14 protein-coding genes are annotated in these 11,604 nt (G+C 67.1%); 1 reads left to right on the top strand and 13 read right to left on the bottom strand.

Features of this window, described 5'->3' with window-relative positions; all coding sequences use genetic code 11:
* Positions 1 to 32: 32 nt before the first annotated feature.
* The 13 genes from rapZ to D002_RS0101710 form a co-directional block, all read right to left on the bottom strand.
* Positions 33 to 923, bottom strand: a complete 891-nt coding sequence (rapZ, locus tag D002_RS0101650; protein WP_018140174.1) for an RNase adapter RapZ — start codon at positions 921 to 923, stop codon at positions 33 to 35.
* Positions 924 to 930: 7 nt separating this feature from the next.
* On the bottom strand, positions 931 to 1,962 hold the full coding sequence (gene hprK, locus D002_RS0101655; protein WP_018140175.1) for an HPr(Ser) kinase/phosphatase: 1,032 nt from the start codon (positions 1,960 to 1,962) through the stop codon (positions 931 to 933).
* A 60-nt stretch (positions 1,963 to 2,022) separates the two neighbouring features.
* Positions 2,023 to 2,490 (bottom strand): PTS sugar transporter subunit IIA, encoded by a 468-nt coding sequence (locus D002_RS0101660; RefSeq protein ID WP_018140176.1) that lies wholly within the window; start codon positions 2,488 to 2,490, stop codon positions 2,023 to 2,025.
* A gap of 3 nt (positions 2,491 to 2,493) precedes the next feature.
* Positions 2,494 to 2,832, bottom strand: coding sequence for a ribosome hibernation-promoting factor, HPF/YfiA family (gene hpf / locus D002_RS0101665; RefSeq protein ID WP_018140177.1), 339 nt, complete (start codon positions 2,830 to 2,832; stop codon positions 2,494 to 2,496).
* 17 nt (positions 2,833 to 2,849) lie between these two features.
* On the bottom strand, positions 2,850 to 4,331 hold the full coding sequence (locus D002_RS0101670) for an RNA polymerase factor sigma-54 (protein ID WP_018140178.1): 1,482 nt from the start codon (positions 4,329 to 4,331) through the stop codon (positions 2,850 to 2,852).
* Positions 4,332 to 4,419: 88 nt separating this feature from the next.
* A complete protein-coding gene (gene lptB / locus D002_RS0101675; RefSeq protein ID WP_018140179.1) occupies positions 4,420 to 5,187 on the bottom strand; it encodes an LPS export ABC transporter ATP-binding protein in 768 nt (255 codons plus the stop codon).
* On the bottom strand, positions 5,184 to 5,714 hold the full coding sequence (gene lptA / locus D002_RS0101680) for a lipopolysaccharide transport periplasmic protein LptA (protein WP_018140180.1): 531 nt from the start codon (positions 5,712 to 5,714) through the stop codon (positions 5,184 to 5,186). Before lptA ends, lptB begins: the two co-directional genes overlap by 4 nt.
* A complete protein-coding gene (gene lptC / locus D002_RS0101685) occupies positions 5,695 to 6,282 on the bottom strand; it encodes an LPS export ABC transporter periplasmic protein LptC (RefSeq protein ID WP_018140181.1) in 588 nt (195 codons plus the stop codon). Before lptC ends, lptA begins: the two co-directional genes overlap by 20 nt.
* A complete protein-coding gene (locus D002_RS0101690; RefSeq protein ID WP_018140182.1) occupies positions 6,279 to 6,818 on the bottom strand; it encodes an HAD family hydrolase in 540 nt (179 codons plus the stop codon). The genes lptC and D002_RS0101690 overlap by 4 nt, the downstream gene beginning before the upstream one ends.
* Positions 6,818 to 7,795: a KpsF/GutQ family sugar-phosphate isomerase gene (locus D002_RS0101695; RefSeq protein ID WP_018140183.1), complete on the bottom strand. Its 978-nt coding sequence runs from the start codon at positions 7,793 to 7,795 to the stop codon at positions 6,818 to 6,820. Before D002_RS0101695 ends, D002_RS0101690 begins: the two co-directional genes overlap by 1 nt.
* On the bottom strand, positions 7,792 to 8,769 hold the full coding sequence (locus D002_RS0101700; RefSeq protein ID WP_018140184.1) for a calcium/sodium antiporter: 978 nt from the start codon (positions 8,767 to 8,769) through the stop codon (positions 7,792 to 7,794). The genes D002_RS0101695 and D002_RS0101700 overlap by 4 nt, the downstream gene beginning before the upstream one ends.
* Before the next feature lie 57 nt (positions 8,770 to 8,826).
* Complete coding sequence (locus tag D002_RS0101705) at positions 8,827 to 9,759, bottom strand: NAD-dependent epimerase/dehydratase family protein (RefSeq protein ID WP_018140185.1); 933 nt, start codon at positions 9,757 to 9,759, stop codon at positions 8,827 to 8,829.
* A 13-nt stretch (positions 9,760 to 9,772) separates the two neighbouring features.
* Positions 9,773 to 10,873 (bottom strand): LLM class flavin-dependent oxidoreductase, encoded by a 1,101-nt coding sequence (locus D002_RS0101710; protein ID WP_026181441.1) that lies wholly within the window; start codon positions 10,871 to 10,873, stop codon positions 9,773 to 9,775.
* 78 nt (positions 10,874 to 10,951) lie between these two features.
* Between D002_RS0101710 and D002_RS0101715 the strand changes: the two genes are divergently transcribed.
* Complete coding sequence (locus D002_RS0101715) at positions 10,952 to 11,599, top strand: hypothetical protein (protein WP_026181442.1); 648 nt, start codon at positions 10,952 to 10,954, stop codon at positions 11,597 to 11,599.
* Positions 11,600 to 11,604 lie beyond the last annotated feature (5 nt).

Below are 11,604 nucleotides of genomic sequence, written 5' to 3' on the forward strand. Positions count from 1 at the left end.
TGAAGGGCCGTGTACCCGTGCCCGGCGTTCGCTCAGGGAGACCCGGATTTAAGCGGGGTCCCCAGCTCCCGGTGACGGGTGCTAACAGTAACATGTTCCTGGCCTTGCCACGCCCCCGTGAGGCGTTCTACCAGGTAAACCGACCGGTGGCGTCCGCCGGTGCAGCCGATGGAGACCGTGACATAACTACGATGGTCCTCGAGGAGGCGGGGCAGCCACTGCGAGAGGAAGGCCTGAATACTGTCGAACATGGCCGCGACCTCCGCGTGTCCCTCGAGGAAGTCGCATACCGGCTGATCGCGTCCGGTAAGTCCGGCCAGGTCGCGCTCGTAGTAAGGGTTGGGCAGACAGCGCACATCGAAAACGAAATCCGAATCCATGGGCGCGCCGTGCTTGAATCCGAACGACTGGAATAGCAATGAAAGTTCGTGTTCTCCGCGCTCCCCGATGCGGTCGCGCAGGGTACGGGCCAGGTCGTGCATCGACAGCCGCGAGGTATCGACCGTCAGGTCGGCCTCCACGGCGACGTGCCCCAGCCATTCCCGTTCGCGTTCGATCGCGTCCACCAGTGGCACGCCGTCGCGCGCCAGCGGGTGGCGTCGTCGCGTCAGGTGGTAGCGCCGCAACAGGACCTCGCTGGACGCTTGCAGGAACAAGACCTCCACCTGGATGCCATCCTGCCGCAGCTGGGCCAGTAGGTCGGCGAAGCCCTTGAGGGCGTCCAGGCCGCTTCGCACATCCACGCCGACGGCCAGATGACGGTCGCCCTCGGTGTCGTAATGGCCTTGCCGGACCTGTTCGATCAGGCCTGGCAGCAACGGCAAGGGGAGGTTGTCGACGCAGAAGTACCCGGCATCCTCCAGGGTATGCAGGGCCACGGTCTTGCCGGAGCCAGAGAGGCCACTGACGATCAGCAGGCGCATAGTGGCGTCAGCCCTCCGGGTCCGGATTGGGTACGGTGGTCGCGGGCACGGCGCGATGATAAGGGGGTTCGTCGGCCTCACCGCTCATCTGGCGGCGCTGTCGCGCCCGCAGGTCGTCACCCGCGATGTAGCCCTGGATGTGCAGCATGTGGTTGCGCACGGCGGCCTCGATCATCACCGCGATGTTGCGGCCAGGGGCCACTGGCAGGCTGATCAGGGGCACGCGCAGTCCGAGGATGTCGATCTCGCCCCGGCGTCCGTTCAGTCGGTCATCGGGCACCGGTGAAGGCTCGCCATGATCACGCAGGTCGATGATCAGACGGAGGTACTTGCCACCCTTGATGGCTGAATCGCCGTACATGGCGCGGATGTTTAGAACTCCAAGCCCGCGAACCTCGAGCAGGTCCTGGAGCAGTGCAGGACAATGGCCGCGGACGATATCCGGGGCAATCCGCGCGAATTCGGGGGCATCGTCGGCGATCAGGCGATGCCCGCGGGAGATCAGCTCCAGCGCGACCTCGCTTTTGCCAACGCTGGAGGCGCCGCTGATCAGGACCCCAATGCCGAGGATCTCCATGAACACGCCGTGGCGAACCTCGAAATGGGCGAGGCGTTGCTGCAGGAAGTATCGCAACAACGAGATGATCTCGTGGCTGCTGCTGCCCGAGCACAGAATCAGGGGCAGCGCGGCCTGAGGAACGTCGGGCATTTCCGAGAACGGGCAGGTGTCTTCGGCGAAGATCACGGCCGTGGTTCCGGTGCGGGCCATCTCCAGGATCAGGTCATTGCACTGGCGGTCACTGAGACTGGAGATGTAGCGGGATTCGAAGTCTCCGATGACCTGGATGCGGTTGGGTCGGATCAGGTTGAGGTGCCCGGCCAGGGGCAGGTCGTCGCCATCCTCGCCCACCAGTTTGCGGTCGGCGGCCGCGTGTTCACCATGCACAAAGCGCAGATCCAGACGGTTGCCCATCGCCTGGATCAGGCTTTCCACGGTGATGTCCCGGGCGATTCCGCCTTCCCCTAATGCCTCGTTCATGGCCTCCGGCGTGGGCCGGCCTCCCGCTGGTCGACGTATGGGTAGCCCGTCTGCAAGGGCCTAGCCCTCGCTGAAGCGGCCCACGAGTTCCTGCTCCAGAGCCGACGCATCGCCGGCTCGGCGCAGGGCGGCAATCGTGTCCGGCTGGGACAGGCCGCGTGCGAGCTGGGCAAGCAGGTTGAGGTGATCGTTGGTCGCGGCTTCCGGGACGAGCAGGGCGATCAGGATATCGACCGGCTCGTGATCCATTGCGTCAAAATCGACACCCTGCTCCAGGCGCAGCACGGCCACGCGCGGCGTCGCAAGATCGGGCAGCCGGCCGTGAGGGATGGCGACGCCATGCCCCAGGCCAGTGGAGCCCAGCTTCTCGCGGGCGGACAGGGCCTCGAAGATCGCGCTGCTGGCCGGCCCCTCGGCGTCACCGCCGGCGGCGAGGAGCTCCGCCAGTGTCTCGAGGGCCCGTTTCTGGCTGGAACACTCGGGCTCTAGACCAATGCGGTCGGCGGTGATCAACTCGGCAATGGTCATGGATCAGGAGGCCTGCTCGCGGTTGCGCTGGGCACCCTCGGCGCGGTGGTGATCCTTGACCTTTTCCTTGTGCTTGATCAGCTGACGGTCAACCTTGTCGATCAGGCCGTCGATGGCTGCGTACATATCGTCGTGGGAGGCCTCGGCATGGATATGGTTACCGCTAACCTGGAGATTGGCCTCGGCCTTGTTGTGCTGACTCTGATTCTTCTCATGGGTCAGCACGACGTGGACATCGATGACTTTGTCAAAGTGGCGCTCCAGCTTCGCGAACTTCTCGTTGACGTATTCGCGCAGGGCGTCGGTCAGGTCGACATGGTGGCCGGTCAGATTGATCTGCATGGTTGGGTCTCCTTGGGTTACTTGCTGCCGGTGGGCATGGAAGCCATCTGCCGACGTTCGCTGGATGAGGGGATATGCATGGCCTCACGGTATTTGGCCACGGTACGGCGTGCCACGTTAATGCCTCGATCCGCGAGGATCTGGGCGAGCCGGGCATCGCTGAGCGGCTTGTTCGCAGGCTCGTCGCCGATCAATTCGCGAATCATGGCACGGATGGCGGTGGCCGAACACTCACCGCCATCGTTGGTGCCGACGTGGCTGGAAAAGAAGTACTTGAACTCGAAGACCCCGCGCGGGGTGTGCATGAATTTCTGTGTGGTCACGCGCGAGATGGTCGACTCGTGCATCTCCAGGATCTCGGCGATGTCGCGGAGGATCAGCGGCTGCATCGCAACCTCGCCATGTTCGAGAAAGCCCTGCTGGCGGAGCACGATCGCCTCGGCGACTCGGAGCAGGGTGTCGTTGCGACTGTGCAGGCTCTTGAGGAACCAGCGCGCTTCCTGCAGTTGATCGCGCATGAAGGCGCTGTCGCGGGCGTCCGAGACCTGACGCACCATGCCGGCATAGAGGTCGTTGATGCGGATGCGCGGGGCGATCTCCGGGTTCAGCTCCACCCTCCAGCCATCGACCGTGTGGCGCACGTAGACATCCGGGACTACGTATTCCGAGGTGGCCGTACTGATCTGGGCGCCAGGACGTGGGTTCAGGGTGCGGATCAGATCCAGTGCGCGTGCCAGCTCGTCCGGGTCGCGCACGCCGGACTGGCGTTGCAGTGCCTTGTAGTCGCGCTTGCCCAGGCTGTCCATGCCGTGCTCCAGGATGGCGCGCGCGGCTTCCCGGGCCGGGGCATCCGGGGCGAGCTCGCGCAGCTGAATCTCCAGACATTCGCGCAGGTTGCGGGCGCCCACGCCCAGCGGGTCGCATTGCTGGATCCAGTGCAGCACGGCTTCGATCTCGTCGACCCCGACGGGTTCTTCCTCGCCACGACTAATGGTCTCGGCCAGGGTCTCGAGGTCGCCTTCGAGATAGCCGTCAGGGCTGATCGCATCAATCAGGGCCGCGCCGATGCGCTGGTCGCGCGGGGTCAGATGGCTCAGGTGCAGCTGCCATAGGAGGTGGTCCTGCAGGCCCTCGCCGCCGTCGTCGCTGGTGTTCTCCAGCGGGTCGCGGTCGTCCAGGCCCTTGGGGGCGGTCGGTGGCTCGTAGATGTCGTCCCAGCGGCTGTCGGTCGTCAGCTCCTCGGGGATGACGTCGTCGCTGGTGGTGGTGGCCTCCATGCGGTCGCCCTCCACCAGTTCGCCCTCTTGGTCGAGGCGCTCGGTATTCGGATCGGCGTCCTCGTCCTCCACCTGTTCGAGCATGGGGTTGCTCTCCAGCGCCTGCTGGATTTCCACCTGCAACTCAAGCGTGGACAACTGCAACAGACGGATCGCCTGCTGCAGTTGCGGGGTCATGGTGAGCGTCTGACCCAGCTGTAGATTGAGGCCGGGTTTCAGCATTGTGGTGTCGGGTCGAAAGTGACCATACGTGAAATCTTAAAGCCTGCCTCGTGGTTTGTGCACTGGCCGCGCGACGTGTGCGTCGGAATCACAGGCGGAAATTCTCGCCGAGATAGACCCGGCGAACCTGAGGGTCGGCGAGCAGCTCGTCGGGTGTCCCGGCGGCCAGCAGGCGCCCCTCGCTAAGAATATAGGCCCTGTGGCAGATGCCGAGGGTCTCGCGGACGTTGTGATCGGAGATCAGTACCCCGATTCCGCGGCGGGCAAGGTGTTCGATGACGGCCTGGATGTCCCCCACCGAGATCGGATCCACCCCGGCAAAGGGTTCGTCCAGGCAGATGAACTGGGGATCGCCGGCCAGGGCGCGGGCGATCTCGGCCCGCCGACGTTCGCCACCGGATAGCGAAATGCCGGGGCTGTGGCGCACGGTCTCTAGCTGGAACTCCTCGATCAGGGCGTCGCCGATGCGCCGGCGTTCATGGCGGTCCAGTCCGGGGCGCAGTTCCAGCACGGCCTGCAGGTTGTCCCAAACGCTCAGGCGTCGGAAGATCGAGGCCTCCTGCGGTAGATAGCCCAGGCCGGCGCGGGCCCGCACATGGATCGGGGCGCGCGTGATGTCGCGCTCGCCCAGGGTAATGCGTCCGGCATTGGGGCGGATCAGTCCGACCAGGCTGTAGAAGCAGGTGGTCTTGCCCGCACCGTTCGGGCCCAGCAGGCCGACGACCTCGCCGGGAGCCAGATCGACGTCGACCTGGTCGAGGACGGTGCGCTTGCCATAGCGTTTGGTCAGTTCACGTCCGATCAGACGGTCGTGGGGCGCGCCTGCGGTCGCCGGTTGGCTGGGGGTGGTGTTCATTCGTCGTCGCGCGGCTGGATGGTGATGCGCACGCGTTCGCTGTCACCGTCGCCGCGCTCGGCCTCGATCACGTCCGTTGCCAGGTCGTAGGTAATGCGTTTGCCGCGTGCCTCTTCGTTGGTCGTGATTACGTGCGCCTGATCGGTAAGGATCATGCGGTCCTCGTTCAGCAGGTAGTCGATGCGCAGGGCGGTGGCGATGCGCATTTCGCCGGTCTCGGGATCCGGGGACTCCAGGCGCGCGGGTTCCCCGTGGGCCTCCATTTCGTAGGGGCGGCGATCACGGGTACGTACGTAGACCTTGTCGGCCTCCAGGGTCATGTCGCCACGGATCACGACCACGTCGCCGGTGTAGGTCCCCAGGCCCTTGCGTTCGTCCATCTCCGCGCGGTCGGCCGTGATCTCGACCGGCAACGACGAGCCCGAGCCCTGCTGGGCCAACACCGGACTGGCCAGGAGAAACAGCAGCAGGAATCCCGCCCCGACGATTGCCGGGTGGCGCTGCGGGCTACTCAGTCTCGGGGTCATGCGTGGAATCCTCCTCGCTCGTCTCGCTGTAGAGCGAGTACACGGCATGTAACAGCTCTATGGTATCCGCTTGCGAGTCCACGCGCAGGCCGGTCCCGCGTTGGAAGAGGCCTGGCTGATTCAGCGTTGAGAGTGCATCGGACGTGGCCACCATGGTGTCTGTTGCGACACGGACATCCCGCGAGTCGATGATGGTCTCCACGCGATCGCCGCGCGCCGGCTGAACGCCCTGGGTGGGGCCAACCAGGTCCAGGGTGGCGTCGGCAGGTTGGTGCAGGGCGGCGGGCGCGGTCCAGCGCCATTCGATGTCGCCGTCGGCAAACAGGTCAAGGTCCGGGTCGTCTACCCACTGCGGGCCGTCGCGGCCGAACTCGCGCAGGCGCGAACCGCGCAGGCGGTGGGTCAGCTCGCCGTCGTCGCCGGTCGCATGCAGCGTGAATCCGTCGATCTGCAGGGTCACCTCGCCCCCAGGCGGGGTGATCTCGGCGGTTGTGGGGCCTGCGCCCGCCAGCGTGAACAGGACAAACGGCAGCGCCAGGCCGTACCGGTTGCGTATCCGCCCGGTCATCCGTTCAGGTAGGTCTCGAGCAGGGCGTCCAGCCGGTCCTGCGCGGCCAGCAAGCCCTCGCAGGCCTCGCGCACGGCGCCGCGCCCGCCGTGGGCCTCGGTGACCCACTGGGCGTGGCGGCATACCAGCGGGTGGGCGTCCCCGACCGCAATCCCGAGCCCGACCCGCTGCATGGCCGGCAGATCGACGATGTCGTCGCCCATGAAGGCGGCTTCCGCCGGGTCATGGCCGGTGCGCTGCAACAACTCGTGCAGGGCCGCGCCCTTGTCGCGGCGGCCCTGGATCAGGTGCTCCACACCGAGGTCCCGCATGCGGTGTTCGACCACCCCGGAGGTGCGCCCGGTCAGGATGGCGATGTCGAGACCGCCGTCCAGTGCCAGGCGGATCCCGTGGCCGTCGCGGCTGTTGAAGGCCTTGTACTGCTCGCCCGCGTCGCCGAGGAACAGGCTGCCGTCGGTGAGCACGCCGTCTACGTCCAGGATCAGCAGGCGTACGGCCTGCTGGCGGGTGCGCAGAGTCGCGGCATCCAGGTTCATCAGGCCACCCCGGCGCGCAGCAGGTCGTGCATGTTGATCACGCCGACCAGGTGCTGGTCAGCGTCGGTGACCGGCAGGGCGTTGATGCGCCGGCTCTCCATGGTTTCCAGGGCTTCCACCGCCAGCCAGTCGGGCTGCGCGGTGTGGCCGCCGGTGGTCATCGCCTCGCCGATGGTCAGGCCGTCCAGGCTGTGACCGGCGTCCAGGGTGCGGCGCAGGTCGCCATCGGTGAACACACCCTGGATGCGGTCGTCGGCGCCGGCCACGATCACCAGCCCAAGGCCCTTGCGGGTGATCTCGAACAGGGCATCCTTCAGCGGGGCCTCCGGCGTGATGCGCGGGATCGCGTCGCCGGTGTGCATGATGTCCGCGACATGCACCAGCAGCCGCCGGCCCAGACGGCCGCCAGGGTGCGAGCGGGCGAAGTCGTTGGCGGTGAAGCCGCGTGCATCCAGTACCGCGACCGCCAGCGCGTCGCCCATCGCCAGCGCCGCGGTAGTGCTGGAGGTGGGTGCCAGGCCCAGCGGGCAGGCCTCGCGCTCGACGCTGACGTCGAGGTGCACGGTGGCGTCGGCGCCCAGACGCGAGCCGGGGTTGCCGGTCATCGCGATCAGCGGCACGCCCAGGCGCCGGATCAGCGGAAGGATGGTGAGGATCTCGTCGGTCTCGCCGGAGTTCGACAGCGCGATGACCACATCCTCGCGGGTAATCATGCCGAGGTCACCGTGGCTAGCCTCGCCTGGGTGCACGAAGAACGCGGGGGTGCCGGTGGAGGCCAGGGTCGCGGCCAGCTTGCTGCCGATGTGCCCGGACTTCCCCATGCCGGTGACGATTACGCGGCCCTTGCACTTGAGGATGCAGCGGCAGGCCTCGAGGAAGCTGTCGTCGATGCGTCGGGCGAGATTGCGCACGGCCTCGGCCTCGTCTTTGAGGACGGCCAGGGCCAGGTTGCGAGTGGTTTCGGGGTTGAAGTTCATGCGGTTGCCGTAATTCCCAAATATACAAGGTAGCTTGCGAAGGCGACGAGGAGAAGGGCGCCCTGCCAGCGCAGGATCTGCCCGCGGCGGCCCACGGCGATCAGGAACAGGGCGACCGTCAAGGCCAACATGACCGGATAGTCGCGTGCAAGTACGTCGGCGTCGATTGCCAGCGGCGCGATCAGGGCCGGAACCGCCAGCACGGCCAGTAGATTGAACAGGTTGGAGCCGACCACATTCCCGATCGCCAGTCCGGCCTCACGGCGGAAGGCGGCCACGACGGAGGTGGCCAGCTCCGGCAGGCTGGTGCCCACGGCGACGATGGTCAGACCGATCACCAGGTCGCTGACCCCGAGTTGTTCGGCGACCTCGACGGCGCCCCAGACCAGGGCCTGGCTGCTGGCCAGCAACAGAAGCAAGCCGAACACCAGCCACGCAATCGCCGGGCCGAGGCGGTTGCTGTCCGGGATCGTCTCGACCATGCCGCGCACCACCTCCGGGGTGTCCTCTCCGAGGGTTTGTTGTGCGCGTCGGGCGCTCAGTGCCATCCAGATGGTGAATGCGACCAGGCCGGCGAGCAGGGCGAAGCCTTCCAGTCGCCGCAGTTCCCCGTCAATCAGCAGGAGCAGGACGCCGAAGCTGACCAGCAGGAGGATCGGCAACTCGCGCCGCACCATGCCACGCCCGATCGCAAGTGGCGCGATCACTGCGGCGGCCCCCAGTACCAGCCCGATGTTGGCGATGTTCGAGCCGATTGCGTTGCCCACCGCCAGCCCTGGGTTGCCCTGCAGACTGGCGAGCACCGAGACCACGATCTCGGGCGCCGAGGTGCCGAAGGCGACGATGGTTAGACCGATAATCAGCGGACTGACCCCGACCCCGTGCGCGAACGTCGAGGCGCCGAACACGAAGCGGTCGGCGCTCCAGGTCAGCAGGATTAGACCCATGATGATGGCGATCAGGGGGAGGGTCATGGACAAATCGGGTCCGGCAGAGACGGGGCTGGCAATTGTAGCGGATCGGGTGGAGGGTCAGTCGCGCAGGCGTTTCAGGCACTCGGCGGTGGTCACTTGTGGTGTCCAGCCGAGGTGTTCGCGGGCGCGGGTGCAGTCGAGTTCCAGGGGGCCGTCCAGTCCCTGGACCCAGCCGGGATCGCCTGCGCGGGCGGTCAGGCGCCAGGCCAGCGGGTGCAGGGCGCGGATCAGCCTCAGGGGCACGGGGATTGCCCAACGCCGCTGGAAACGGGCCATCGCCCGCAGTGACCAGACCGGTTCGGCGCCCAGGTTGAAGATCCCGGCGGTGCGAGTCGTTACGCTGCGCACGATCGCGGCCGCGGCATCGTCTTCCCACAGGATTTGCACCGGCTGCTCGTCGCCGGCCGGGTAGAGCCGGCCGCGGGCAATCTGCAGCAACAGTGGGTGAGCGTGCGGGCCAACAATCGCTGGCGGCCGCAGGATGGTCGCGCTGCACTCGGGATACTTGCGGGCGAGTGCGAGCAGGGCCTGCTCCACGGCGACCTTGTCCTCGGCATAGGGAAAGCGGGGTCGGGTCGGGTGGTATTCACCGAGCGGTTGCGGGCTGTCCGGCCACGGGCCGTAGACCGCCGCGCTGGACAGGAACACGATGTGGCGCACGCCGGCGTTCACTGCCGTGTGGAATGTGTGCTCACTGAGGGCAACGTTTTGCTGCCGCACCCAGCTGCGGTCATGCCGGCGCTGGCCACCGTGCCCGCCCATCAACTGAAAGGCCAGGTGCACTAATGTATCCACGCCGTTCAGGTCATCGGGCTGGAGCTGCCCCAGGTCGAGCACGCGGGCATCAATCGTGGCACCGTCACCGGGGCGCGGAAGTGCGGGGGCGGCCCGGTCCAGGGCGCGGATACGCTGGATCGACGGTTCGCGTGCCAGGGCGGGCAAAAGCACTTGCCCCAGGCACCCGGCGGCGCCGGTCACGGCAACCTGCATTGTCCCGTGTTTCCTACGTGGCCGTGCGGGCGGCGGTGGCCGGGGGCGCGGCGGCGAATGCCGGCATGACCTCTTCCGCAAAGCAGTCCATGGATTCCTCGGCCAGCGCCTGCGGCACGGCCCCGGCGCCGAAGGCGAGCAGGACTTGATTGACGCCAGCCTCGCGCAGGGCTTCGATGCGCTCGCGGCACTCCGCCGGCGTGCCGACCAGGGTCATGCCTAGCATGTCGAGGACTTTCAGGTTGATCCCCGCCTTGACCAGATGGCGGAAGCGACCCAGAGAACGGTAGTAGTCGTAGCCTTCGATCAGGCGTTCCAGCACCGGCAGGGTCTGCTGGAACATGTGGCGATAGAACCACTCGAAGGCGGGCTTGGCCTCGCGCCGGGCGCGCTTTCCATCCGGCAGGCATAGCACGCCCAGGGTCATGCCGACCCGAGGTGGATGGGCGATGTCGGAACGCGTCGCGTCCCAGGCCTCGTGGTAGAGGCGGATGTCCTCGCGGATCATCTGCCACGGCTTGAACGGCCCGGCCAGTGCCCCGATGCCCTGCTGGGCGGCCCAGGTAAAGGACTCCGGGCTGACCGCGGCGGTCCAGATTGGCGGGTGCGGCTCCTGCACCGGACGCGGCATTACCGGCACGTCGTCCAGGTGATGGAACGGACCGTCCTGCGTAATCCGGCCGGTTGCAAAGGCCTGGCGCAGGGCGTCGAGCCCGGCATCGACCCGCGCACGGGACTCGCTCATCTCGGCGCCGAATGTGGCATATTCGCGCGGCGAGAAACCGCGCCCGATGCCGAGGTCCAGGCGCCCGCCGGAGAGCTGGTCCAGCATGCCGACCCGCTGCGCTACGCGCAGCGGGTGGTGATAGGGCAGCGGGACCACGCCCAGGCCGAGCCGCAGACGTTCGGTGCGCTGGCTGGTGGCGGCCAGAACGAGGTCCGGTGCGGTGGAATGCGAGAACTCCGGCATCAGGTGGTGTTCCACCAGCCAGGCGGTGCCGAAGCCGAGGCGATCGGCGCGCTCCCACAGGCGCAGGGTGTTCTCCAGCACCTCCGCCTCGGAGGTGTGCAGGAAGTCCGGCACGGAGAGCTCGTGAAACAGGTCGAAACGCATGGCGCCAACTGTGCCGCGCGCCAGGGCGCGATACAAGCACACTGCTTCGGACTGCGGTTGCGGTCACTCAGGAGACACATGACGAATACAGCAACGATGCCACTCAGGCTACACGCTGCGGGCGTGGCCGGGCCGGGCGAGGACTGGTGGGATCGCTTCTTCCCCGAAGGTCTGCCGCAGGAGTGGCAGCTCGAGTACTACACCCATTATTACAGCCGGCTCCTGCTGCCGGGTGTGGTGTGGGCGAACGCCGAGCCGCCCTTTGGTGACTGGGCCGAGGCGGTGCCATCGGCCCTGCGCCTGACGCTGGAATGGCCGGCCGACCTCGCGCCGAAGGCGGGCGCCGAACAGGTGCGGGTGTTGGCGCAGGCGATCGGGGACCGCCTGCAGGCGGTCGCGCCCGGCCCCATGGGGCCAGAAGGGGTCGCGGCAATCCGTGCGGCCATGGAATCGGTCGGGCTTGGCCATGTGCGTGTCTACGAGGCGGGTGAGTCACGCCCACTCGCCAGTGCCGAGGCGGCCTGGTTCTATCCGCCGGGGCTGAACGATCAGGGCGGTGCCTGGCAGGTTGAGCCCCGGGCGGGTCTTGATGCCCCGGGCTGGCGGGCGCTGGTTGAGGCCCTTAGTCAGGCGGGAGGCACGGGCGAGACCCTAGTCTTCCTGCGGGCGCGCCCGGAACGCTTGTCCGACTTTCGCACCATCGCCGCGTTGCTGGGTGTGGGATGAAGGCC

This window comes from Thioalkalivibrio sp. ALJ7 (assembly GCF_000376865.1).
Lineage (GTDB): Bacteria > Pseudomonadota > Gammaproteobacteria > Ectothiorhodospirales > Ectothiorhodospiraceae > Thioalkalivibrio.